The organism is Caenimonas sedimenti (assembly GCF_007833165.1).
Lineage (GTDB): Bacteria > Pseudomonadota > Gammaproteobacteria > Burkholderiales > Burkholderiaceae_C > Ramlibacter > Ramlibacter sedimenti.
In genome coordinates, this window is record NZ_VOBQ01000018.1 from 143877 (window position 1) to 166570 (window position 22694).

At 69.5% G+C, this 22694-nt stretch carries 24 protein-coding genes and 1 pseudogene; 12 read left to right on the forward strand and 13 right to left on the reverse strand.

All coding sequences use genetic code 11. The annotated features are described in order from the left end of the window. Positions 1-96: 96 nt before the first annotated feature. The gene (locus tag FN976_RS22290; protein WP_145895269.1) at positions 97-1086 is read right to left on the reverse strand and encodes an NADPH:quinone reductase; all 990 of its coding nucleotides are present in this window, start codon (positions 1084-1086) and stop codon (positions 97-99) included. Positions 1087-1102: 16 nt separating this feature from the next. Then, positions 1103-1357, reverse strand: a pseudogene (locus tag FN976_RS22295) (hypothetical protein). Positions 1358-1450: 93 nt separating this feature from the next. On the opposite strand from FN976_RS22295, the gene gndA reads away from it, so the two are divergent. Next, positions 1451-2860 carry an NADP-dependent phosphogluconate dehydrogenase gene (gene gndA / locus FN976_RS22300; RefSeq protein ID WP_145895270.1) on the forward strand — a complete coding sequence of 470 codons (1410 nt, stop codon included), beginning with the start codon at positions 1451-1453 and terminating at the stop codon, positions 2858-2860. A gap of 2 nt (positions 2861-2862) precedes the next feature. Next, the gene (locus tag FN976_RS22305) at positions 2863-3669 is read left to right on the forward strand and encodes a phytanoyl-CoA dioxygenase family protein (protein WP_145895271.1); all 807 of its coding nucleotides are present in this window, start codon (positions 2863-2865) and stop codon (positions 3667-3669) included. A 40-nt stretch (positions 3670-3709) separates the two neighbouring features. Here the strand turns inward: FN976_RS22305 and FN976_RS22310 are convergent, their stop codons facing one another. From FN976_RS22310 to FN976_RS22330, 5 genes are all read right to left on the reverse strand, one after another. Next, the gene (locus FN976_RS22310; protein ID WP_145895272.1) at positions 3710-4687 is read right to left on the reverse strand and encodes a c-type cytochrome; all 978 of its coding nucleotides are present in this window, start codon (positions 4685-4687) and stop codon (positions 3710-3712) included. A 5-nt stretch (positions 4688-4692) separates the two neighbouring features. Next, positions 4693-4992 carry an NIPSNAP family protein gene (locus tag FN976_RS22315; RefSeq protein ID WP_145895273.1) on the reverse strand — a complete coding sequence of 100 codons (300 nt, stop codon included), beginning with the start codon at positions 4990-4992 and terminating at the stop codon, positions 4693-4695. Between the two features lie 131 nt (positions 4993-5123). Further along, positions 5124-6128 (reverse strand): helix-turn-helix domain-containing protein, encoded by a 1005-nt coding sequence (locus FN976_RS22320; RefSeq protein WP_145895274.1) that lies wholly within the window; start codon positions 6126-6128, stop codon positions 5124-5126. A gap of 77 nt (positions 6129-6205) precedes the next feature. Continuing rightward, on the reverse strand, positions 6206-6529 hold the full coding sequence (locus tag FN976_RS22325) for an I78 family peptidase inhibitor (protein WP_145895275.1): 324 nt from the start codon (positions 6527-6529) through the stop codon (positions 6206-6208). Next, entirely contained in the window at positions 6526-6810 is a 285-nt protein-coding gene (locus FN976_RS22330; protein WP_489885985.1) for a 4-oxalocrotonate tautomerase, read from the reverse strand. Before FN976_RS22330 ends, FN976_RS22325 begins: the two co-directional genes overlap by 4 nt. Here FN976_RS22330 and FN976_RS22335 point away from each other — a divergent pair, their 5' ends adjacent. Together FN976_RS22335 and FN976_RS22340 are read left to right on the forward strand one after the other, a co-directional pair. Next, positions 6811-7707 carry a dienelactone hydrolase family protein gene (locus FN976_RS22335; RefSeq protein ID WP_145895277.1) on the forward strand — a complete coding sequence of 299 codons (897 nt, stop codon included), beginning with the start codon at positions 6811-6813 and terminating at the stop codon, positions 7705-7707. Between the two features lie 11 nt (positions 7708-7718). Further along, entirely contained in the window at positions 7719-8555 is an 837-nt protein-coding gene (locus tag FN976_RS22340) for a ZIP family metal transporter (RefSeq protein WP_145895304.1), read from the forward strand. A 27-nt stretch (positions 8556-8582) separates the two neighbouring features. On the opposite strand, the gene FN976_RS22345 is transcribed toward FN976_RS22340, so the two are convergent. Continuing rightward, complete coding sequence (locus FN976_RS22345) at positions 8583-8969, reverse strand: hypothetical protein (protein WP_145895278.1); 387 nt, start codon at positions 8967-8969, stop codon at positions 8583-8585. Between the two features lie 215 nt (positions 8970-9184). Between FN976_RS22345 and FN976_RS22350 the strand changes: the two genes are divergently transcribed. Together FN976_RS22350 and FN976_RS22355 are read left to right on the forward strand one after the other, a co-directional pair. Further along, on the forward strand, positions 9185-10444 hold the full coding sequence (locus FN976_RS22350; protein ID WP_145895279.1) for a hypothetical protein: 1260 nt from the start codon (positions 9185-9187) through the stop codon (positions 10442-10444). A gap of 71 nt (positions 10445-10515) precedes the next feature. Beyond that, entirely contained in the window at positions 10516-11145 is a 630-nt protein-coding gene (locus FN976_RS22355) for a DUF4142 domain-containing protein (RefSeq protein ID WP_145895280.1), read from the forward strand. A gap of 67 nt (positions 11146-11212) precedes the next feature. On the opposite strand, the gene FN976_RS22360 is transcribed toward FN976_RS22355, so the two are convergent. Both FN976_RS22360 and FN976_RS22365 read right to left on the reverse strand, forming a co-directional pair. Beyond that, positions 11213-11725, reverse strand: a complete 513-nt coding sequence (locus FN976_RS22360) for a DUF4019 domain-containing protein (RefSeq protein WP_186511097.1) — start codon at positions 11723-11725, stop codon at positions 11213-11215. A 28-nt stretch (positions 11726-11753) separates the two neighbouring features. Further along, positions 11754-12671: a DUF72 domain-containing protein gene (locus tag FN976_RS22365; RefSeq protein ID WP_145895282.1), complete on the reverse strand. Its 918-nt coding sequence runs from the start codon at positions 12669-12671 to the stop codon at positions 11754-11756. Between the two features lie 17 nt (positions 12672-12688). On the opposite strand from FN976_RS22365, the gene FN976_RS22370 reads away from it, so the two are divergent. Beyond that, positions 12689-14758 (forward strand): ATP-dependent helicase, encoded by a 2070-nt coding sequence (locus FN976_RS22370; RefSeq protein WP_145895283.1) that lies wholly within the window; start codon positions 12689-12691, stop codon positions 14756-14758. 13 nt (positions 14759-14771) lie between these two features. Here the strand turns inward: FN976_RS22370 and FN976_RS22375 are convergent, their stop codons facing one another. Next, complete coding sequence (locus FN976_RS22375) at positions 14772-15224, reverse strand: Lrp/AsnC family transcriptional regulator (protein ID WP_145895284.1); 453 nt, start codon at positions 15222-15224, stop codon at positions 14772-14774. A 106-nt stretch (positions 15225-15330) separates the two neighbouring features. On the opposite strand from FN976_RS22375, the gene FN976_RS22380 reads away from it, so the two are divergent. Then, on the forward strand, positions 15331-15960 hold the full coding sequence (locus tag FN976_RS22380; RefSeq protein ID WP_255440718.1) for a response regulator: 630 nt from the start codon (positions 15331-15333) through the stop codon (positions 15958-15960). 10 nt (positions 15961-15970) lie between these two features. Beyond that, entirely contained in the window at positions 15971-17839 is a 1869-nt protein-coding gene (locus FN976_RS22385; RefSeq protein ID WP_145895286.1) for a sensor histidine kinase, read from the forward strand. On the opposite strand, the gene FN976_RS22390 is transcribed toward FN976_RS22385, so the two are convergent. Both FN976_RS22390 and FN976_RS22395 read right to left on the reverse strand, forming a co-directional pair. Next, positions 17826-18215 (reverse strand): hypothetical protein, encoded by a 390-nt coding sequence (locus FN976_RS22390; protein ID WP_145895287.1) that lies wholly within the window; start codon positions 18213-18215, stop codon positions 17826-17828. The two genes, FN976_RS22385 and FN976_RS22390, sit on opposite strands and share 14 nt — an antisense overlap. Then, entirely contained in the window at positions 18212-18910 is a 699-nt protein-coding gene (locus FN976_RS22395) for a response regulator (protein WP_186511099.1), read from the reverse strand. Before FN976_RS22395 ends, FN976_RS22390 begins: the two co-directional genes overlap by 4 nt. A 149-nt stretch (positions 18911-19059) precedes the next feature. Between FN976_RS22395 and FN976_RS22400 the strand changes: the two genes are divergently transcribed. The 3 genes from FN976_RS22400 to FN976_RS22410 form a co-directional block, all read left to right on the forward strand. After that, entirely contained in the window at positions 19060-19803 is a 744-nt protein-coding gene (locus tag FN976_RS22400) for a hypothetical protein (RefSeq protein WP_145895289.1), read from the forward strand. Between the two features lie 77 nt (positions 19804-19880). Continuing rightward, the gene (locus tag FN976_RS22405) at positions 19881-21521 is read left to right on the forward strand and encodes a hypothetical protein (RefSeq protein ID WP_145895290.1); all 1641 of its coding nucleotides are present in this window, start codon (positions 19881-19883) and stop codon (positions 21519-21521) included. 5 nt (positions 21522-21526) lie between these two features. Continuing rightward, on the forward strand, positions 21527-22694 hold a 1168-nt coding region (locus FN976_RS22410; protein WP_145895291.1), incomplete at its 3' end, for a FecR family protein.

Below are 22694 nucleotides of genomic sequence, written 5' to 3' on the forward strand. Positions count from 1 at the left end.
CGCTCCTTCATGGGTCAGGCCCAAAAGAGACGCAGAACTTGGAGGCAGCGGCCTCTGGTGCACGGGGCGTCTGCCGAAGGCCCCGCTGCGGCCATTCTAGCCGGGCAATTGCAGAACGACGTTGCCCGCGGCGCGCCCGGACTCCACCAGTTCGTGCGCTGCGGCGATCTCGGCCAGCGGCAGCCGGGCCGCGATGTTGTGCTGCAGCGCCCCGCGCTCAAGCATGCGGGTGAGCGTGGTGACGGCGCGTTCGCGGTCGCCCGGTGCCAGGTGGTAGACGATGAAGAACTTCAGCTGCAGGTTGCGCGCGATCAGCGGGAAAAAGGGCAACTGCATGGTGGGAGAGCCGCTCCCGTAGACCACGCATTCGCCGCCCGGACGCAGCATCTTCAGGTCGGCCTCCGCGTTGGCCGCGAAATCCAGCTCGATGATGCGATCGACGCCGAGGCCGCCGGTCAGGGCGAGCACGCGTTCGGCGAGTGGCTCGGTCTGGTAGAACACGACTTCGTCCGCCCCCGCCTCGCGCGCCAGCACCGCTTTCTCCGGCGTGCTGACCGTGGCGATCACGCGCGCGGCACCCAGGCGGCCCGCCATCTGCACGGCGTAGTGGCCAACCGCGCCGGCACCACCGGCCACCAGCACCGTCTTGCCCGCGACGCCTCCGTCCATCAGCACGGCGTGCAGGGCGGTGAGCGCCGGGATGCCCAGGCAGGCACCGGCGGCGCCCTCGACACCGGTTGGCAGAAGCACGGCCTGCGCCTGCGGCAGGCAAACCGATTCGCAGGCCGTGCCGTGCGGCCGGCCCCAGGCGGCGTTCCAGGTCCAGACGCGTTGGCCGATCCGCACCTTGGCAACCCCATCGCCCACCGCGTCGATCACGCCGGCCCCGTCGCTGTGCGGGATGATCCGCGGGAAAGGCAGCTCCTTGCTGCGCAGGCCCAGGCGCGATTTCACGTCCGACGGATTGACGCCCGACCACTCGATCCGCACGCGAACTTCACCGGCGCCGGGCTGCGGCTCGGGCAGGGCGCCGAGCTGCAGGACCTCGCGGGCCGGGCCCACCTTTTCGTAGAAGGCTGCTTGCATGGCGGCAGTCTACGCTTCAGTCGGGGACGAAGCGCGCCCTGAAATTCGCCGCGTCCGCCTCCAGCTCGAACGTCACCAGCTGGCCGTTCCTGCCGTCCGCCAGGCGGTGCGCGGCGAACAGGCTCCACCTGCCCTTCGGACCATAGCTGGGCGGATCGATGAGCGCCTACGGATGCAGCACGAACTCCTGGTGCGCGAAGATTTCCCGGTCGCGGTTGCGCGGGGACGGGAAGAGCTTGTAGGCCTTGGTGGTGATCGTCGTTTCGGGCATGGCTTCCACTGTACGGGAGGTCGGCGGGCCGTCACGAGTGCGCGGTGCGGCCGCCCCGGTTCACAATCCGTCGCTAAAGCAGGAAGACAAGCCATGCCATCCCACGACATCGCCATCATCGGCCTCGGCGTCATGGGCGAGAACCTCGCCCTCAACTTCGAGCGCAACGGCCATTCGGTCTGCGGCTTCGACCTCGACGAGAACAAGCGGGCCAGCTTCGCGCGCCGCACGGAGGGCAAGCGGGCGGTCACGGCGGGGTCGCTCGCGGAGCTGGCCGGGCAGTTGAAGCTGCCGCGACGCATCCTCGTGATGGTGCCCGCCGGCAACGCCATCGACGCCGTGCTGGCCGACCTGCGGCCGCTGCTCGCGCCGGGCGACGTCGTCATCGACGGTGGCAACACCTTGTTCACCGACACGCAGCGGCGGATGCTGGCGCTGCAAGGCTCCGGCATCCTGTACGTGGGAACAGGCGTCAGCGGCGGCGAAGAGGGCGCCCTGCGCGGTCCGGCGCTCATGCCCGGCGGCGACGCGCAGGCCTGGCCGCTGATCCGGCCCCTGCTGCAATCGATCGCCGCGAAGGCCGACGACGGCCAACCCTGCTGCGAATGGATGGGCCCGGGCGGCGCCGGCCACTTCGTCAAGATGGTCCACAACGGCATCGAATACGCCGACATGCAGACGATCTGCGAGGCCTACTGGCTGATGCGGGAGCTGCTCGGAATGACGCCCGCGGAGATGAGCGCGGTCTTCGCGGAATGGAACCGCGGCGAACTGGGCAGCTACCTGATCGCCATCACGGCCGACATCCTGGCGCGCATCGACGATGAGTCGGGGTTGCCGCTGGTCGACCTGATCCTGGACACGGCGGAACAGAAGGGCACCGGCAAGTGGGCCAGCCAGGCGGCGCTGGACCTGGGCGTGACGGCGCCCACGATCGCGGACGCCGTGTTCGCCCGCACGGTGAGCGCCGTCAAGGAGGAGCGGATCATCGCGGCGCAGGTGCTCACCGGCCCGGCGGTGCGCGCCGCCGGCGAGCGCGCCGCGGTGGTCGAACAGATCCGTCGCGCGCTCCTGGCGGCCAAGGTGTGCGCCTATGCGCAGGGCTTCGCGCTGCTGCAGGCCGGTGACCGCGAACACCAGTGGTCGCTGTCCCTGGGCAGCATTGCGTCGGTCTGGCGCGCGGGCTGCATCATCCGGGCACGCCTGCTGGAGGACATCCGTTCGGCCTACGCCGGCGACGATGTACCGGCCAACCTGCTGGTCGCTCCGCACTTCGCGGCACTGATGGCCGGCTGCCAGCAGGACCTGCGCGAGGTCGTGGCCGAGGCGGCCCGCAACGGGGTGGCCGTGCCCGCTTTCATGAGCGCGCTGTCGTACTACGACGGCTACCGGTCGGCGCGCCTGCCGGCCAACCTGCTGCAGGCGCAGCGCGACTACTTCGGCGCGCACAAGTACCAGCGCATCGATCGCGCCGGCAAGTTCCACACGCACTGGATGGCTTGAGCATGGCTGTGCTGGCCCAAGCAGAGATCGAACGGTACGCGGCCGAAGGCTGGGTGAAGCCGGCCTGGCGCCTGCCGCCGGAGCGCGTGGACGAAATGCGCGACGCGCTCGACGAACTGATCCGCCGCAACCCCGGCGTGCGCCCCGAGAAACTGGTCTCGGCCCACATCGAAGGCGACAACGGGGAGGGCGTGCATGGCAGCGCGGCCTTCCTCGAACTCGCACGCGACCCCGGGATCGTCGAACTGGTCGGCGGCATTCTCGGCCCCGACGTCATCCTCTGGGGTTGCCACGTGTTCTGCAAGCCGCCGCTGGAAGGCTACGAGACGCCCTGGCACCAGGACGGGCACTACTGGCCGATCCGCCCGCTGGCCACCTGCACGGTGTGGGTGGCGCTGGAAGACTCGAAAATCGACAACGGCTGCCTGCGGGTGATCCCCGGGTCGCATCGCGCGAAGTTGCTGCACGAGCACCTGCACGAGGACCGCGCCGACCTCACGCTGCAGCAGCGGCTGGCGCCCGGCACGTTCGACGAATACCAGGCCGCCGACGTCGAACTCGAAGCTGGCGAGATGTCGCTGCACGACGTGTACATGATCCACGGCGCGCGGCCGAACACCTCGAGCCGCCGCCGCACCGGCGTCGCGCTGCGCTACATGCCTTCGACGTCCCTCTTCGACCGCTCACTGCGCCCGGTGGACGGCAAGACCGGCGTGGCGGTGAACTTCGCGCGGCGGCCGCTGTGGCTGGTGAGCGGGGTCGACCGCCATGGGGGGAACGACTTCGTGACGGGGCAACAGCCGCGCTAAACCGTGGCGCAACAGGACCCAGTAGAGCTACTGGACGCATTCACGGTTTCAATGTCGCCAGATACGCCGCGATGTTCAGCATGTCCGTCCCGCTCAACTCCGCCACCACGGGCTTCATCACCGCAGCCATCGCACCATTGCGCGCGCCCTGCTTGAAATCCCACATCTGCCGGACCATGTAGGCCGGCGAGCGGCCCGCGATGGGCGGGAAGGCGGCCATGCCCTGCAGCTTTTCGCCATGGCAATTCATGCAGGCCAACGCCTTGTTGCCCTTCATGCCGCGCACCAGCTCTTCACCCTTCTGGATGCTGCCCGGCGGCACGTGCACGACGAACTTCACGCGCTCGTCGCGCAGGACCGAGAAGCGTTCGTAGTCTTCGGGGTACTCGATGATGCGGTTGCCCAGCGGCTCCTGCGTGCCGTCGCCCGCCGAGGTGAGAAAAAAGGGCGTCGCCTTCAGCTTCGGGATCATGGCGGTTTCGGCCACCACCATCACTTGGGCCGGCCTGGTCTTTTCGAAGTACGCCGCGGCCGCCTTCAGCTCCTCAGGCGTGACGTTCTTCACCACGTTCTGCTTCAGCGTGTGCGCCAGCCGGTTGGTGGGCACGGCGCTGCTCCGCGCGCCGCTCGCCATCTCCTGGATCTGCTGCACGATGTAGTCGGCCGGGAGGCCGGAGATGTTGGCGTTCTCCGGGCCGCCGCCGCCGTTGGGCCGGTGGCACATGCCGCAGGCCCACAGTGCCGGCTTGCGACCCTGCGCCACGATGGGAGGCATCGCGGGGTGGTCGGCGGGGTGCCAGTCCGGCGGCGCGAAAGGGTCGCGCGACTGGTCGCGCGTGAAGCCCTTGTCGCTGCCCGGTACCCGGAACACCGTGCCGTCGTCCGCCACGCGTTGCGGCAACGGCAGCGGCGTCAGCGGATAGGCCCACGCGGGGAAGTCGGATTCCTGCGTGGTGGCGGGCAGTGCCAGCAGGCCGGCGCAGCCCGCGAGCAGCACGCGGGCGGCGGTACGGCGCATGCGGCTCACAGGTCGCGCCACATTTCGTCGTTCGCGGAGCCGGCGATGAACAGCGTGGCCGCCTTGCCCAGCAGCGCGAGGTACTTGGGATCGGCCAGCAGCTTCACCTGGCTTTTCTCCATCTCGCCCAGGTTGTCGTAGGCGCTGTACCAGCAGACCCGGTGCGGATTGCCTCCCACCGGGACCATCAATGTCATCTTCTGGCCGTGGGCGGTGCCGATGTACTCGACCATTTCCGCGGCGAAGGTCATCGCGTCGGCCATCTTGCCGGGTGCGATGGACGAGGTGCGGGTGAAATGGATCATGGCTCTCCTTGTGCGTCGCCTCCGGAGCGAAGGCGATCCCATTCTTGCCGTGCGCCGGCCCGGGTGCCAGCTCGCAGGTGGAGATGTCCGGATCTGAGAGGACGGATGTCGCGCGACGCGACCCCGATCGTTCAAGCCGTGCCTTCGCAGCGCCACTCCGTGGCCGTCATGCCGGCCACGGCGCGGAACGAGCGATAGAACGTGGCGAGCGAATCGAAGCCACAGGCCAACGCGATGTCCGTCACCGAACGGGCGGGCTCGCGCATCAGCATCGCCTGCGCGCGCGCCACCCGCAGCCGCCGGATTTCCAGCGTGACGCTCAGCCCCTCGCGCGCGAAGATGCGGTGCACCTGCCGCGCCGAAATACCGAGATGGCGCCCCACGTGCTCGGGCGTGAGGTGCGGATTCGAGACCAGGCGTTCGATGTAGCCGCGCGCCGAGGCGATACGAGCGGCGTGTACGGCCCGGCCCGCGTCTTCCAGGACGTCCGCCGGCGCGCCCAGCGACGCCGCGAGCAGCGTGTCGAGCGCCTGCAGCGCCGGATCGAGCTCGTCTGGCGACATCGCCGCCAGTCGCCCCTCGAGCCCTGCCAGGTATTCGGAGGCGAGCGCCGCGATCTGCCCGGCCTCCGGTAACAGCTGGAAGCCGGTGCGCCGCACCCGGTCGACCACCTGGGGCAGGCGGCCGGCATCGATCCGCAAGGTGCGGAACTTCCAGTGGCGGCCGGGCGCTGGTGCGGCCGTATAGGCCGAGGCCTGGGACCCCACGACGATGCTGCCGGGCCGGGTGAGGAACTGTTCCCCCCGCGCGTTGCGGAACGTACTGCCGCCCTCTGCGATGCGATAGAGGAGGAGGTGGTCGGTGGGCGAGGCCGAAGCGCGCGCGCGCGTGCGCCGGACGATGCTCCACGACGTGCAGACTTCCACCATGCTCACGGCCGGGCCACGGCGCAGGCGCAGGTCGGCGTAAACCCGTTCCGGCTCGGCGCCGTCGAGATCGGCCTCCAGGTTGAACAGGTCGTACGCCGCGTCACGCACGAGGGCGATGCGACTCGAGCCGCGCAGTCCCTCCGTCGAGATGCGTGCACTCTCCAGACGACGCTCCGTTCCGCTGTTGATCGTGTTTGACGATGCCACGCATGTAAGCAGATGTCAACGGGATGCTCATCGGATGGAAATCACCTGGAACGTGATCCAGCTTGGAAAGGGGGACTTCAGCCGCAGCGCACCCGCGTCACCCGCCCGCCGCCATCCAGGTCCAGCGTCACCCGCTCGCTGCTGAATTCCATGGTGACGATCTGCCCCGGCCGGATCGTGCGCAGCACGGTGGCACCGCTGCGGCGGCGCACCTGGTCGGCGAGCGCTTCGCCGTACGGCTGGCCGACGGCGAACTGGGCGCCTTCGGCGTTGCAACCGCCCGGCGCGGCGGGCGGTGGCGGCACCTGGCTGAATTGCTCCTGCTGCTGCCGCGGCGGCGGCGCACAGGCTGAGAGCGCCAGTGCCAGGGTCGATGCGAGAAGCAGGGCGCCGCGCATCATCCGGCCTTCTTCTTCTCGGACCACAGTTCGCCCCCGGTGGCCCAGTCGCCGGGCTTCACGTCGAACAGCAGGACGTCGACCGACTCCGGCTTGCTGCCGAGCGTGTCCACGCAGGCCTGCGTGAGGGCCTTGACGAGATTGCGTTTCTGTTCCGGCGTGCGGCCTTCGAACATGTCGACACGGATGGTGGGCATGGACGCTCCTTGGGTGGCTTCGGGTATGGAAAAGCGGATTGTCCTAGACTCCGCCGTTCCTGTTTCTTTCACGCCAAAGAGATCCACATGCTTCGCGACGACCTGAGGACCGAATTCGACTCGCTGCTGCCGGGCGCCTCCACCTCGGGCGGCGCCACGCGCCGCACCGCGCTGAAAGCCGCCCTGGGCGCCGGCTACACCGCCGCGGCCGGCACGGCCTTGGCGCAGACGGCCATCCGCACCCCGGCCGACGGCCTGACGGTGGGTGAGTTCACCTACGAGGTGAACGGCTTCAAGGTGCCGGCCTACCGCGCCGCGCCGGCTGGCAGGACGGGCCTGCCGGTGGTGCTGGTCATCCAGGAGATCTTCGGCGTCCATGAATACATCGCCGACACGGCGCGGCGCTTCGCCAAGGCGGGGTACCTGGCGATCGCGCCCGAGCTGTACGCCCGCCAGGGCGATCCCAGCTCCTACGGCGAGATGGCGCGGCTGATGGCGGAAGTGGTGTCCCGCGTGCCGGACGCGCAAGTGATGGCCGACCTGGACGGTGCCCTGAAATGGGCGGCCGCCAATGGCGGCAATGTCCGCAAGTCGGCCATCACCGGATTCTGCTGGGGCGGCCGCATCACCTGGCTCTATGCGGCGCATGGCCCGGTGAAGGCCGGCGTGGCCTGGTATGGCCGCCTGGTGGGCGCGGCCTCCGACCTGACGCCGCGCCATCCCGTGGACATCGCGGGCAGTCTCAAGGCACCGGTGCTCGGCCTTTACGGCTCGGCCGATACCGGCATCCCCCTGGACACTGTCGACAAGATGAAGGCGGCCCTGGCGAGCGGTTCACCTGCCGCCCGGGCATCGCAATTCGTGATCTATCCGGACGCCCCGCACGCCTTCCATGCGGATTACCGCCCCACCTTCCGCCAAGGCCCGGCCGAAGACGGGTGGAAACGCGCGCTGGCCTGGTTCAAGGCGAACGGCGCCGCCTGAAGTCGCTGTTGGTGACCCTGCTCAGCATCCTGTTCGCCACGTTCGCCGCCGGCATCGGCAGCGTGTGGCTGGCGGCCGGCCTCATGCGCGTCGGCTGGCTGCGCGCCGACCCGGCGTCGGGCCGCGGGCCGGGCGAGCAGCACCTATTGAGCCTGGCCGCGGGGGCGCTGCTCGCCACCGCCTTCATGCATCTGCTGCCAGAGGCCATGGAGAGCCAGGCCGGTGCCAAGCCCCTGTTCATCGCCCTCCTGGTCGGGCTCGTGTTCTTCTTCCTGCTCGACAAGGCCGAACTCTGGCACCACGGGCACGAGCATCACCACGGGGCGCATGAAGACACACATGCGCACGATCACGTCGAGGGCCATCACCACCACCACGCTGACGAGGGGCCCCGCTCCGGCGGCTGGGCCGTGCTCACCGGCGACAGCGTGCACTGCTTCGGCGACGGCATCCTGATCGCGTCGGCCTTCACCGCCGACTGGCGGCTGGGCGCCGTCGCAGCGCTGGCCGTGCTCGCCCACGAAGTGCCGCACCACATCGGCGATCTCGTGGTGCTGCGCCAGACCAGCCGCAGCCGCCGCGCCGCGCTGGTCAAGGTGTCGCTCGCCGGTGCCGTCACGCCGCTGGGCGGCCTGGCCGGCTGGTGGCTGGTCGCTGAACTGGTCGACTACCTGCCGTATTTCCTGGTCGCCGCCAGCAGCAGCTTCATCTATGTCGCGCTGGCCGACCTGATCCCGCAGCTGCAGAAGCGGCTCGGGGCGCGCGAGACCGTGGCGCAGGTCGCCTGGCTGCTGGTGGGCATTGCCCTGGTCTCGCTCGTCAGCGGGCTCGCCCACCCGTCGCATTAGCATCGCGTCCGCCGCGCGGCCAGCCGGTCAGTAGCGGCGGCGGTTGTCCGGGGCGCGGTCGCGGTGGTTCGGCACACCGTCGCCGTCACGGTCGCGATCGTGCCAGTTGACTCGGCCGTCGTTGTCGCGGTCGCGGTCATAGCGGTCGGGAATGCCGTCGCGGTCCTGGTCACGGCCGCGCCGGCCCTGGTAGCCGTATGACCCCTGGTAGCCGGGGTGGCCCGACCAGACGGATTGCGGGACCCACTGGCCCCCGCCATAACCACCACTGTGGCCGTAATAGCCATGCCCGTACTGCGCCGGCGCGATCTGCACATAGACGGACGTGCCAGCCACCGCCGGCGTACTCAGCAACGCGGCAGCTGCGGCGACGGCACCCGCCGCACCGATGAACCAGCTCTTGTTCCTGCTCATGCTTCTCTCCTTTTGCTTGGGGGACTGGTCCATGGTGTGCGTGCAACGTGAAGTGCAGCGGTGCTGCATGCAAAGCACAGGTGAACCCTGGAAGCGATTCGTTTCGAAACGGACGGGTAGTCCTACATGCGAGTGGTTTTTGTCTGACAACCACCTACACGGTGCACTCCTAAGGTCGTTTCGATTGAGAGACTTTTCACCAAGGAGAACAGCACATGGCATCTCGAGACGACGAAGACCGCGAACGTCAGCAAGGACGCTGGGGCGGCGAACAGCAGCAGCAGGATCGTGGCCAGGGCGTCGGCGGCGAATCGCGCGGCGGCGGCCAGCAAGGCGGCAACTGGGGCAGCAGTTCCCAGGGCGGCGGTTCGGGCCAGGGCTACGGGCAACGCTCCGGCTCGGAGTTCGGCTCGCAGCAATCCTCGGGCTTTGGCGGCTACGGCGGTGAAAGCCACGGCTATGGCCGGGGCGGCAGCGGTGGCGGTTCGGACTGGGGCGGCGGCGAGTTCGGCGGCCAGGGCCGCAATGCCGGCGGCATGCAGTCGTCCGGCTTCGGCGGCGGCGGGCAGGGCTACGGCCAGCAGGGCTACGTCAGCGGCGGGCAGGGCTATGGTGGCCAGGGCTACGGTGGCCAGGGCGGCCAGGGCAGCTGGGGCGGCCCATCGTCCCAGGGCGACTGGAGCCGGTATGGCGGCCAGAGTGGCCAGGGAGGCCAGGGAGGCCAGGGCGGGAGCTACGGCAGCGGCAGCTACGGCAGCCAGGGCGGCCAGAGCTACGGCCAGTCGTTCGGTGGCGGCAGCCAGGGCTACGGCGGGAGCCAAGGGTACGGCCAGGGCGGCCAAGGGGGCTATGGCCAAGGCGGTCAAGGCGGCCAAGGCGGCTACGGCCAAGGCTACGGTTCGCAGCAGAACCAGGGTCATGGCCAGAGCTACGGCAGCCAGGGTTACGGCTCGGGTGGCCAGGGCTACGGCGGCGGCTATGGCCAGCAAGGTGGTGGTTACGGCTACGGCAGCCCGCAAGGCAACTTCGGCGGCGGCCAGCAGAACCAGGGCTATGGTTCGAGCGGCGGCAGCCATGGCCAGCAGGGCCACCACGACCCCGACTACCACCAGTGGCGCGAAGAGCAGATCCGCAACCTGGACAACGACTACCAGTCGTGGCGGCAGGAACGGTTCCGCAAGTTCAGCGACGATTTCACCAGCTGGCGCAGCAGCCGCAGCGGCGGCCAGGGCCAGAACAGCGACTCGTCGTCTTCGGGCAATTACGGCAGCACCGGCCAGAGCGGATCCAGCAGCCTGGCCGGGTCGAGCGGCATGGGCAGCGCCGGCAGCACCATGAGCGGGGGCTCCAGCAGCGGAAGCTCGGGCATGGGCGGCTCCAGTGGAACGGGCGGCAGCAGCGGCACCGGCAGTTCGGGAGCCAGCGGCAGCTCGGGCACGGGCAGCAGCGCTTCGTCGTCCAGCACGAAGAAATAGCGTTCCGGCCGGCGGCGCCGCATGGGCCGCCGGCCCCAATTTCCATCCATCACAACAAAGGGAGTGATCTCATGAAAAAAGCATTGATTCTTTCGGCCTTCGCGCTCGCGCTTGGCGCCCAGGCCCAGACCGCCACACCCGGCACCGGCACGTCGGCGACGGGCGGCCAGTCCGCGCCCATGGCGCAGCCGGGCGCGGGCACCCGCAATGCGGAGACGCGCAAGGACGACAAGATCGCCCGCGGCGACCGCAAGTTCATCGAAAACGCGGCGGAAAGCGGGATGTTCGAGGTGCAGGCCGCGCAGCTCGCGGCATCGAAGGCGACCGACGCCCAGGTGAAGAGCTTCGCCAGCATGCTGGTCGATCACCACACGGCCGCGAACAACGAGCTGATGCAGATCGCGAACGCCAAGGGCGTCGAGCTGCCCGCCGCGCCGCCCCGCGGCAAGCGCAAGGACGTCGAGGACCTCGGCAAGAAGAACGGCGCCGAATTCGACAAGGAGTTCATGCGCGAAGTGGGCATCAAGGCCCACGAGAAGGACATCAAGCTGTTCGAGAAGGCCAGCAAGGATGTGAAGGACGCCCAGCTGAAGGCCTTCGTCGACAAGACGCTGCCGACGCTGCGCGAGCACCTGGCGCAGGCGCAGAAGCTGCCGCAGTCCGGCAAGAACTCCGCCGCCATGGGCGCCGGCAAGAGCTGATTCTTCTCTGTTGGAACACGTCATTCCCGCCTGCGCGGGAATGACGGATCGCGGCAATTTCCGGTGACTACTTCTCCGTATAGGTGTACCCCGTGACGCGCCAGCGGCCGTCCGGCTCGAGGACCGTCGTCACCGTTTCCTGCACGCCCGGCTTCTTGTCGAACTTGCTCTGGAACAGGACGCTGACGTAGTCGCCGTTGGGGCGGCCGGGCAGCGTCGTCTTGTAGATCGCCTCGGCGGGCTCACGCTCGACGAGGTTGCCGAAAGGGGCTCGCGCCTTCGGGATGTTGTCCATCCACGAAGACAAGGGCACGTTCTGGCGGAACACGGCGCTGGACGAATCCCAGGCCGTGCCCCAGTCTCGCCGGTCGAGCAGCAGCAGCCAGGCGTGCGCTGCGTTCTGGCCGGCTTTTTCCTTGTCGGGATCCTTCTTCACGTCGGCAGCGGCGGACGGAGCGGCCGGCGCGGCGGGCTGCGAGGCGCGCGGCGCGATGGCGGGAGAAGGCTTCAATTGCGCGTGGACGGCGCCGGCGACCAGCGCCGTGGCGGCCGCGGCGAAGAGGAAACGTCGCTTCTGCATGGGTTGGAAACTCCAGGGTTGGGGCAGTCTAGCCGGTGTGACCGCGGCCATGCCGCAGCAGTTCCCGCAACATGCGGGCGTGCAGCTGCCCCTGGTTCTCGTTGTTGGTGTTGAAGACCACGTGCACCTGCCGCGCCTGGGTCGCCAGGTGTTCGATTTCCGGGACCATCGCGGCGAGTTCGTCGGCGGAATACCAGTAGTCGAAGCGGCCGGAGGACGCCGGGCCGCGGTGGTTCCACTTCGCGGCGTTGCGACCGTGCAGGCGCACCAACGCGAGGTTGGGGTTGGTGACGTCCCAGACGCCGGGCACGGTGTTGGCGAAGCCCTGCGGCGCGTCGACGACGGTGTGCACCAGCTGCAACCGGCGCAGGAGAGCCAGCGTGGCGTCGGTCTTGTCCTCGTCGCTGAACCAGCTCCGGTGCCGGAACTCCACGGACAGCAAGTGCCCTGCCATGCGTTCGGCGCAGTGCTCGATGAGGCCGTGGCCAGCAGCGCTCTGCGTCACCGAAGGCGAGAACTGGAAGTGCACCGCGCCCAGCTTGCCGGCGGAGCGTAGCGGAGCCAGCGCTTCGATGAAGCGGCGCCACAGTTCGTCGCGGATTTCCGCTGGCAGATCCGGGTAGCGCAGGGACGCAGGCGCTTGCGGCCCCAGCGCATCCTGGAGGTCGCGATGCAAGGCCGACGGCGCGGCGGTGTGCCCGGTGAACAGGCGGAATGCCTTGACGTTGAAAGTGAAGTCGTCCGGCGTGCGCGCCACCCACAGCTGCGAATTGCCCGGTGTCGGCATCCCGTAGAAGCTGGAGTCCACCTCCACCAGCGGGAACTGCGTGGCGTAGAACTTCAGCCGCGCCTCGGCCGTGTTGCAGCCGGGCGGGTAGAAGCGGCCACAGGCGATGAGCGACTTGTCCGTCCAGGAGGCGGACCCGGTGAGGATGTTCTCGGCCACTGTACTAATATACAGTCATGCAGCACCCCGACCCCCTCGCATCGCTCAACCCGCAGCAGCGGGAAGCCGCCACCCACGGCACCGGGGACACGGCGGGCGACAAACGCCCCCTGCTCGTGATCGCGGGCGCGGGCTCGGGCAAGACGAACACGCTGGCGCACCGCGTGGCCACGCTGATCCGCCACGGCGCGGACGCGCAGCGGATGATGCTGCTCACCTTCAGCCGCCGCGCCGCGCAGGAGATGGAGCGCCGTGTCGGCGGCGTGCTCCAGCAGGCGCTGGGCCTGCAAGGCAGCAACGCGTTGCCCAACCTGCCGTGGAGCGGCACCTTCCACAGCCTCGGCGCGCGCCTGCTGCGCGAATACGCGCCGCGCATCGGCCTCGACGACAACTTCACCATCCACGATCGCGGCGACGCCGAGGACCTGATGGGGATGGTGCGGCACGATATCGGGTTCTCGGAGACGAAGAAGCGCTTTCCGCTCAAGGGCACCTGCCTGGGCATCTACTCGCGCGTGCTGAACACGCGCGACCCGCTGGCGCTGGTGCTGCAGCAGGTCTACCCCTGGTGCAGCCAGTGGGAGGACGAACTGAAGAAGCTGTTCGGCGCCTACGTCGAGGCGAAGGAGCAGCAGAACGTGCTGGACTACGATGACCTGCTCGCGTACTGGGCCGACATGATGGCCGAGCCCACGCTGGCCGCCGAGATCGGCGCACGTTTCGACCACCTGCTGGTGGACGAATACCAGGACACCAACAAGCTGCAGGCGGAGATCATCCTGGGCCTCAAGCCGACCGGCGAAGGGGTGACCGTGGTCGGTGACGACGCGCAGAGCATCTACAGCTTCCGCGGCGCCACGGTGCGCAACATCCTCGACTTCCCGCACCAGTTCGCGCAGCCGGCGCGCGTGGTCACGCTGGAGCGCAACTACCGCAGCACGCAACCGATCCTGGACGCGAGCAACGCGGTGATCGCCGCGGCGCGCGAACGCCATGCCAAGAATCTCTACACCGAGAAGGCGTCCAGCCAGCAGGCGCAACTGGTGCTGGTGCCCGACGAGGCGCAGCAGGCGCGCTGGGTGGCCGACGAAGTGCTGCGCTGCCGCGAGGGCGGGACCGTGCTCAAGCAGCAGGCTGTGCTGTTCCGCGCCAGCCATCACAGCGCCGGGCTCGAACTCGAACTCGCGCGGCGCAACATCCCCTTCGTCAAGTTCGGTGGCTTGAAGTTCCTGGAGGCGGCGCATGTGAAGGACGTGATGGCCGTGCTGCGCTTCGCGCAGAACCCGCGCGGCCGCATGGCCGGGTTCCGGGTCGTCCAGCTCGTGCCGGGCATCGGCGCGGCGACGGCCACGCGCCTGCTCGACGCGATGGCCGAAGCGCCGGACCCGCAGGCCGCGCTGCAATCGTTCGAGCCGCCCGCGCAGGCGAAGGACGGCTGGAGCGAACTGGCCGCTCTCTTCGCCAAGCTGGACGACAGCGAACTCGCCTGGCCGGCCGACATGGAGCTCGCCAAGAGCTGGTACCTGCCGCAGCTCGAACGCATGCACGACGACGCGCAGGTGCGCAAGATGGACATCGAACAACTGGCCCGGCTGGCTGCTTCCTACGGCTCGCGCGAACGTTTCCTCACCGAACTCACGCTGGACCCGCCCGAAGTGACCAGCGACCAGAGCGGCCCGCCGCTGCGCGACGAGGACTACCTGATCCTCTCCACCATCCACAGCGCCAAGGGCCAGGAGTGGAAATCGGTGCATGTGCTCAACTGCGTGGACGGCTGCATCCCCAGCGACATGGCGACCGGCACCACCGACGAGATCGAGGAGGAGCGCCGCCTGCTCTACGTCGCGATGACGCGCGCCAAGGAGCACCTGCACCTGATGGTGCCGCAGCGCTTCTACGTCACGCAGCAGTCCGGCGGCGGTGACCGCCACATGTATGCCGGCCGCACGCGCTTCGTGAGCGATGCGATGCTGGCGCAGTTCGAGCAGGTCGTGTGGCCGGAGGCGGTGGCGTCGCCGGCGGGGCAACCGCAGCCGCAGGCACCGGTGCTGCAGGTGCGGCAGCGGGCGCGGGCGGCCTGGCGGTAGGCCGCCGCCGCAATCACTCCTTCGCGATCGCGATCTCGCTGGTCTCTTTCACCGTCTCCAGCACGATCAGGCTCTCCGTCCGGATGACCGCGCCCAGCGGCTTGATCTTGTCCTGCAGCAGTTGCTGCAGGGCCGCGGTGTCGGTCACGCGGATCTTCACCAGGTAGGAGTGGGCACCGCTGATGTGATGGATCTCCTGCACCTCGGGCAGCGCGGCGATGGCCAGCTTGGCTTCTGTTTCGCCGTCGTACTTCACGTCGACCAGCACGAAGGCGCACAGGCGCAGGTCCACCGCCACCGGGTCGATCACGGCGCGCCACCCCTTGATCACGCCGGAGGCGCCCAGGCGCCGCAGGCGCTCGCCGGCGGCCGAGACCGACAGGCCCGTCTGGGCCCCGATCTGGGCACTGGAGAGCCGGGCATCCGCCTGCACCAGGGCGGCAATTTGCTTGTCAATCTGGTCCATTGCAATTAATATACCTGCGAAACGGAGATAAACCACCGTTTTGCCTAGAATTCGATGACCTTGCAAGGGGCCCAAGATCAAAGCCGACGGACCGATCACTGTCGCGGTGGTGGACGATAACGCGTTTCATCGCGAGCACCTCTGCGCCGCAGTCACTGCCTCGCCGGAACTGCGGCTGGTCGGCGCGGCGGACGACGCGGCCAGCGCCCTCGTGCTCATGCAGCAGCAATGCGTGGACGTCCTGCTGGTCGACCTGGGCCTGCCGGACCGCAGCGGGCTGGAAGTGATCCGCCATGTGCGCGCCCATTGCCCGGCGACGGACGTGATGGTGGTGACGGTGTTCACGGATGAACGCCATGTGCTGCAGAGTCTCGAAGCCGGCGCCACCGGCTACCTGCTGAAGGACGCCACGGCGCAGGAGATCCGGCAGGCCGTGCTGGAAATCGTGGCCGGCGGTTCGCCGATCAGCCCGTTGATGGCGCGCCACCTGCTGAAGCGCTTCCGGCCCGCGCCCGTGCCGGAAGCGCCGCTGGCCAAAGCCGTGCTCTCCACCCGCGAGATCGAAGTGCTGCAGGTGGTGGCGAAAGGCCTTTCGGTGAAGGAAGCCGCCGACATCCTGGCGCTGTCGCCCATGACCGTGGGCACGCACGTCAAGAACATCTATCGCAAACTCGCGGTGAACTCGCGCGCCGAAGCCGTGTACGAAGCCGGCCGCCTGGGCCTGCTGGCCCTCTGACCTGGGCGGCGTGCGCTTCCTTCGCGCGCTACTGACCATTCTGGCTTTGTGCTGGGCGCAGTCCACGGCTGCGCAAGTCGAACTGCCGGGACCGTGGCCGGGCGTCTGGATCCGGGGCGCCGAACTCGTTGAAGCCGGCGCTCCCATCCAGGTCCCGCTCCCCGACAACTGGAACCGCCGCGCGCAGGGCCGCGGCGGCGTGGCCGATTACCACCTGCGCTTCGACTGGCCGCGGTCCGAGGGTGACGTCGGCGTCTTCGTTCCTCGCCTCTCCCGAGTGGCCGACGTGATGGTCAACGGCATCCCGGCCACCACCATCGGCCGCAAGGAAACGCCCGTGCTGCCTACCTGGAACGAGCCGCAGTTCTTCACCATCCCCGCGCTGATGCTCGCCGAAGGCGCGAACACCGTGACCTTCCGCCTCACCGCGGAGCCGCGTTCGCGCGCCGGCCTTTCCGCCGTGTTCGTCGGCCCGCGCGAAGTGACGCGGCAGAAGTACGAACGCCGGACGTTCTGGCAGACCTCGCTGCCGCGCTTCTTCGAGATGCTGGTGCTGGTGGTCGCCATGGCGATCACGTGGATGTGGTTCATGAAGCGCAACGAAGCCTTCATCGGCTGGTTCGCCGTGTGTGCCTGGATGTGGAGCGTGCGCGTGCACCAGTTGTTCCTGCCGGAGCTGGGCCTCACGCTCTACCAGTCGGAGGTGCTGTCCGCCGTGTCGGTGCATGGGTCGCAGCTGGCCGAGGTGATCGCCACCTTGCGCCTGCGCGGTTTGCGGCTGCGCCGGCTGGAGAACCTGATGCTGGCGCACTTCGGCCTGGGCGCCATCGTGCTGCTGTTGGCGCCGGCCGATTCCACCGCGGCGCTGCTGCGCTGGATCTACCTGCCGCTCACTGTCGCGGCGTTCTACTTCAACATCCGCCTGGGCATCGAAGCCTGGCGCAACGGCAACCGGCCGCTGTTCCTGTTCGCCGCCCTCATCATGACGGCGATGTGCTTCGGGCTGCACGACTTCCTGGTCGTGGCGGGGGTGCTGGCTTTCGACGGCATCTTCTGGCTGCGCTTCGGCGGCCCGCTGATGATCCTGGCGCTCGCGGGGCTGCTGGTGCAACGCTACGTGGCCAGCCTGAAGCGGGTGGAGAAGCTCAACACCGAACTCGGCGACCGCATCGCGGCGAAGACGCTGGAGCTGGAAGACCAGTACCGCCGCAGCCGCGCGCGCGAGCTGGAGCTGACGCTGCTGGCGGAGCGCGACCGCTTCACGCGCGACATCCACGACGGCATCGGCTCGCGCCTGATCGCCGCGCGCGCGGCGATGCTCAAACCGGGCGTCGGGCACGATGACCTTCGCCGCGTGCTCGACGAGTGCCTGGCGGACCTGCGGCTGGTGATCGATTCGTTCGACCCGCATGCCGCGAGCCTGGACGCCATGCTCGGCGACTTCCGCGCCAAGAGCATGCCCAGCCTGCGGGCGATCTTCAGCGACGTGCACTGGCCGGTGGATGGCCTGGCCGATTGCCACTGGTTGGGGCCCAAGGGCAACCTCGCCGTGCTGCGCTCGCTGCAGGAGATGCTGGGCAACGCGATGAAGCATGGCGACAAGGGCCACTTGCGCGTGGGCACGCGCTGCGATGCGGATGCCGTCGAGCTGTGCGTGGAGAACGGGCTCGCGGACGCAGTCGCCACGGGCCAGGGCGCGCTGCCCGGCCTGCAGCTGGCACACCGGGGCCTGGCGAGTCTCGACAGCCGCGCGCGGCAGCTCGGCGGAGCGTTCGCCTTCGTCACCCCGGATGGGCGCGCGCGCGCGTCGTTGCAGGCGGTCCGCGCCGGCCAGGCGCGCGCGCCTGAAGCCGAGGCCGAGAGCGCTACTGCACCTTGATGGTCACCGAACGCGGCAGCCCGGCGCACGCCGGGACCGCGCCGATCTGCGCCGGCGCCACCACCACTTCGTGCGTGCCGCGGAGGTAGGTGCCGAGCTTGCGGCTCGCCGGGAAGCCGCCCTGGCTGCCGATCTGGAACGGCGCGGGCTGCACCACCGCGGCGGTGCTGGAGATGGCCAGCGCGCAGTCAGCCCCCGGCATGCCGTCGACCAGCACGACGATGGAACTGGCGGTCGTCAGCGCGTCCAGGCTGGGCGCGTTCTGCGCCTGCAACCGCACGCCGACCACCCGCGCCACGGGCGCGCCCGGCACCGGCTGCGCCACCGCCGGCAGCGTTGCCGCGCCCAGCAGCGCCAGGCAAGCGAGGCGCTTCACCGGAACAGGCTGATCAGCCGGGACCGCGAGGGCACTCCGAACACGACGAGCAGCCAGGAGATGTGGTTCTTGACCGTCCCGGTTTTCAGGCCGGTCACGGCGCCGATCTCCTGGTTGGGGTGGCCTTGCAGCACGAGGTCGAGGATCTTCACCTGGCGCGGCGTCAGGCGCAGCTGCGCGCTGACGCAGTCGCTCACGGGCGGCATCGCACCGGGCCAGCCGTCCTGCGCAGCGGCCAGCGGCCGGCGCGCGGCGACCGCGAGTTCGCGGAAAGCGTCGGCGCCGCATGCCTTGTGCAGCACGGCCTCGGCGCCGAGGGCGCGTGCTTCCTCCGCGACCGCCGCATCGACGGTCTCGGTCAGCGCCACGATGCGCGCGGCCGGGTGCGCGCGGCGGAAGGTTTCCAGCGCGTAGAGGCCCTTGCCGTCCGGCAGGTTGAGGTCGAGCACCACGAGGTCGATGCCCGCGCCCCGCTCCGCATAGAGCGCCATGCCCGCACGCAGGCAATCGGCTTCCAGCAACGCGGCCGGTTCGGAACGCGCGTCGTTCAGCACGATGCACAGGCCCATGCGGAACAGCTCGTGGTCGTCGATCACCAGGATGGTCGGCATCGCCGGCTCGCGGCGGGGCGGCCGGTCCGTGCCGCCATGCAACGTGATCGGCGCGTGCTCGCGTGGATTGAGGGTGAGGTCCATGGGCTGCATTGAAGCAGCGGCAGGGCAAGCGCGGAATACCGCGAATCCGGTAGTCGATTAGTTCCGGCGAGTGACTTAGGTCATGCGACCCGCGTGGACCCGGAATTTAGATTCGCCTCGCTCCATCGCAAACCCTTCAAGGAAAACACATGAACCGCATCCCGCTCGCCCGGCGCATTGCCGCGTTGCTCTTCGCCGCCTGTCTCGCCGGCGGCGCCCACGCCGCCACCATCACCGGCATCTCGGCCAGCCCGGCGAACCCCACCGCGGGCCAGCAGGTCACCTTCACGATCAACCTGGCCGCCGGCAGCCAGTGCGGCATCCGCCTCGTCTACGGGAACGGCGAACCCTCCGACAACACGCTCACCGGCGTCGGCAACGCGAGCATCGCGAAGACCCTGGCCAAGGCCGGCACCTACCAGATCCAGGCGATCGGGAGCCCCACGCTCACCCCGGGTTGCACCGGCCAGGCCGCGATGACGCTCGTCGTCAAGGAGAAGCCCGCGATGCCCCCGATGGTCGTGGCTCCGAACCTGGTCATCGGCGGCATGGTGCCCATGTGCCCGCCGGCGCCCTACAAGGAGGACATCCGCAACCTGCAGACCGGCAAGCTGCATTGCTACCAGCCCAATCCATCGTGCCCGACGGGCTGGAAGCAGGCCAGCTTCAACGACGGCACCGGCCAGTTGCAATGCGTGACCGCGGTGGACCCGGTGTGCCCGGCCGGCTTCGACGGCAGCTATGCCGGCGGCGTGCTCAAGTGCGTGCCGAAGCCGCAGCCCAAGGTGGCCTGCGTCACCGGCGCGCTGCCGCAGAACCCGTGGGGCACCAGCTACTACGCGGAAGGCTGGAACCGCCTCGGCTGCTCGGTCAACCTCGCGCCGCCGAAGTGAGAGCCCGCCTTGCCGATGTCCTATGGCGCCGCTGCCGCCGCGGCGCTCCGTACCTGGTTGGCGCCTCGCTCCTGCCAGTGGCCGCACATTCGCAGCCGCTGGTGGTGGCGGCGTCCGATGAGGAAGTGATCCGCGGCTGGCAGGCGGCGATGCCCGGTTCACCCACGCCGGTGCTCACGCCACAGGCCGATGGCACGCGCCTCACCTGGACGGGTGCCGCCACCGCGGACGCGTACGACACCCGCGTGCGCTCCGGCAGCGGCTACACCGGGTCGCCGCAGTCGAACGGCACGTTCGGCAAGGCGAGCACCCAGGGCGACGCGCGCTGGGTGCACGGCGACGGCACGGTGGATGCCTTCGGCTTCCGCACGCTGCACACCGACGACCGGTCGGCGCTGCCGCGCAGCGCGTACCAGCTGGGCAACCTGCAGGTCGGCCGGACCGCCGGGGCCTGGTCGTTCGCTGCGGGCGACGTCGCGCCGAACTTCTCGCGCCTGTCGTCGGCGCTCGGCGTCCGAGGCGCCCTGGGGCAGGTCAACCTGGGGCCCGTCGCCCTGTCGGGCTTCACCGGCCGGGTCGCGGAGAGCTGGGAGGCTTTGGGCCGACCCGTCCTGCGCACGCAACCGGTACGAACGGTGCATGGCGGCAAGCTGGAGCTGCCGCTCGGCGAAACCTTGAAGGTGCATGCGACATCGCAGCAGTACGCGCAGGAGCGCCTGCCGAACGACAGTGCGGCCGCCGGCGCGCCGCGCGCGGTGTCGCGCAATTCGACGCTGGGGCTGCAGTACGCGAAAGGCGACTTGACGCTCACGGGCGAAGCCGCCACCAGCCGCCTCGACGACGACGTGCACGGTGACCGCGAAGGCCACGCGGGTGTGGTCGACGGGACGTGGCGCATGGGCACCGCCGCGCTGCGCTTCGGCGCGCACCACATCGATCCGGGCTACACGTCGCTCTCGCAGGGGGCCACGCCGGGCGTGGAAGAGGCGTATGTCGCGCTCGATTGGCCCGTCGTGAGCTGGCTCACGCTGGGCGGCGATGTGCGCACGTCGCGCAACAGCACGCTGGCGACCGAACTGATGCAGGCGGTGGTCAGCCGCACGCGGTCCGCGGCACTGAACGCCACCGTGAATTTCGGCAGCGAGTGGCCCGGCTGGAGCGCGACGCTGCAGCGCGCCGTTTCGGAATCCACCTCCGCCGGCGACCAGCGCCAGGCCAACGAAGCCACCAGCGCGGGCATCACCTACTACGGCCCGGTCTGGAATTTCCAGCTGGCACGCAGCCGCGCCGTGGTGGAGAACTCGTCCTACCCTGCCGGCAACTCCACCACCGAGGGCTGGACGGGGAACGTGCGCCGCAACTGGGCCGCGGCCGAGGCCGGCGCCTGGACGGCAGCCGTGGGCCTCTCCGGCCGTTCGCAGGTGCAGCGCATGGCGCTCGGCCTGCGCTCCGAGGCGCGCGACGTGGCGGTGCAAGTTTCCGCCGACCGCCCGGGTGTGGCGAACCTCTCGCTCGCGGCGGCGATCGGCACGCTGCAACAGGCCACCGACGCGGCGCCGGTGCGCACGCGCTCCGTGCAAGCCGACGTCACCGTTCCGATCGCCGGCGACGCCGCGCAGCTGAAGTTCTACCTGCGCTACAGCACGCGCGACGGCGCAGACCCTGTCCTCGAACTGATGGAACGCACCGTGGGCCTGCAGCTCGCGGTGCGGTTCTGAACACCATGAACACAACACCACCCCAACTCCGGTTCGCGCCCGTCTGGCTCGCCTGCATGCTCTGCCTGCAGGCTCACGCGGCCGGCCGCATCGAACGCGTCAGCGGCAGCGCCAGCGTCTCTTCCCCCGACGGCCGTCTGCGCGTGGCGCAACCCGGCGAACGCGTGGTGGCCGGCGAATCGCTGGTGACCGGGCCCGACGGCGAGCTGCACATCCACATGGACGACAACGGCCTGGTCGCGGTGCGGCCTGCCACCTCGCTGCGCATCGACGCCTACGTGGCGGATGGCACCCCGCGCGACCAGGCCAGCTTCCGCCTGCTCACCGGCGCCTTCCGTTCCATCACCGGCTGGATCGGCCACAACAACCCGCAGCGCTACACGGTGCGCACCGCGACCGCCACCATCGGCATCCGCGGAACCGACCACGAAGCGGTTTTTGTCCCGGGCGGTGCCGAGGCCGGTACCTACGACAAGGTCAACGAAGGCGGGACGGTGCTCGCGAACGACAGCGGCAAAGTCGACGTGGGCCCCGGCCGCGCGGCGTTCGTGCCGCGTGCGCGCGGGACGGCGCCGCGCCTGCTGCCCGACGTGCCGCCGCTGTTCCGCACGACGGCGAACGAAGCCGCCATCGAGCACGACAAGCTGATGTTGGCGCGCACGCGCGACGAGCGGCTGCGCGAGCGGCAGCGCGCGACGGCCACGCGCGGCCCGATCGGCGGCACGCAACCGCCATTGCCGGCGTCCGATGCCGTGGCTGCGGCCATGGCGGCGGTCGACCTGATCCTGCGGGCGGTCGAAAACGGCGACGTACTCGTGCTGCGGCGCCTGCTCGACCCTTCGATGATCGGCTTCCAGCGTTTGCTCGACGACGTGGCGCAGGAAGCCAACCTGTGCAAGAACATGCGCATCCATGCACCCGCCATGAATGCGCAGGTGGGCCACAACGTGGCCGTCGTGCAGGTGCCGTGGGAGAAGCGCTGCCTGGCCCTGCCAGGCTATGTGCCGCGGCTCGCCAGCGGGCACAGCACGCTGCTGCTGCACCTCACGCCTTCGGGCTGGGTGCTGGCGGCGGTGCCTCCCGCGAGCCTGTTCACGCCCATCACGGCGGCGGGCTTCGTCGCGCCGGGCCCGGCGGGCCTGCCGCCACCGGCCCCGATCCCGGCGCCGGCTC

Bases quoted from the DNA above. Each gene is read 5' to 3' on its own strand.
- FN976_RS22310 (WP_145895272.1), bottom strand. From the start codon at position 4,687: ATGCGCCGTACCGCCGCCCGCGTGCTGCTCGCGGGCTGCGCCGGCCTG.
- FN976_RS22360 (WP_186511097.1), bottom strand. From the start codon at position 11,725: ATGCAGAAGCGACGTTTCCTCTTCGCCGCGGCCGCCACGGCGCTGGTC.
- FN976_RS22345 (WP_145895278.1), bottom strand. From the start codon at position 8,969: ATGAGCAGGAACAAGAGCTGGTTCATCGGTGCGGCGGGTGCCGTCGCC.
- FN976_RS22325 (WP_145895275.1), bottom strand. From the start codon at position 6,529: ATGATGCGCGGCGCCCTGCTTCTCGCATCGACCCTGGCACTGGCGCTC.
- FN976_RS22355 (WP_145895280.1), top strand. From the start codon at position 10,516: ATGAAAAAAGCATTGATTCTTTCGGCCTTCGCGCTCGCGCTTGGCGCC.
- gndA (WP_145895270.1), top strand. From the start codon at position 1,451: ATGCCATCCCACGACATCGCCATCATCGGCCTCGGCGTCATGGGCGAG.
- FN976_RS22375 (WP_145895284.1), bottom strand. From the start codon at position 15,224: ATGGACCAGATTGACAAGCAAATTGCCGCCCTGGTGCAGGCGGATGCC.
- FN976_RS22335 (WP_145895277.1), top strand. From the start codon at position 6,811: ATGCTTCGCGACGACCTGAGGACCGAATTCGACTCGCTGCTGCCGGGC.
- FN976_RS22400 (WP_145895289.1), top strand. From the start codon at position 19,060: ATGAACCGCATCCCGCTCGCCCGGCGCATTGCCGCGTTGCTCTTCGCC.
- FN976_RS22305 (WP_145895271.1), top strand. From the start codon at position 2,863: ATGGCTGTGCTGGCCCAAGCAGAGATCGAACGGTACGCGGCCGAAGGC.
- FN976_RS22290 (WP_145895269.1), bottom strand. From the start codon at position 1,086: ATGCAAGCAGCCTTCTACGAAAAGGTGGGCCCGGCCCGCGAGGTCCTG.
- FN976_RS22370 (WP_145895283.1), top strand. From the start codon at position 12,689: ATGCAGCACCCCGACCCCCTCGCATCGCTCAACCCGCAGCAGCGGGAA.
- FN976_RS22315 (WP_145895273.1), bottom strand. From the start codon at position 4,992: ATGATCCATTTCACCCGCACCTCGTCCATCGCACCCGGCAAGATGGCC.
- FN976_RS22395 (WP_186511099.1), bottom strand. From the start codon at position 18,910: ATGGACCTCACCCTCAATCCACGCGAGCACGCGCCGATCACGTTGCAT.
- FN976_RS22350 (WP_145895279.1), top strand. From the start codon at position 9,185: ATGGCATCTCGAGACGACGAAGACCGCGAACGTCAGCAAGGACGCTGG.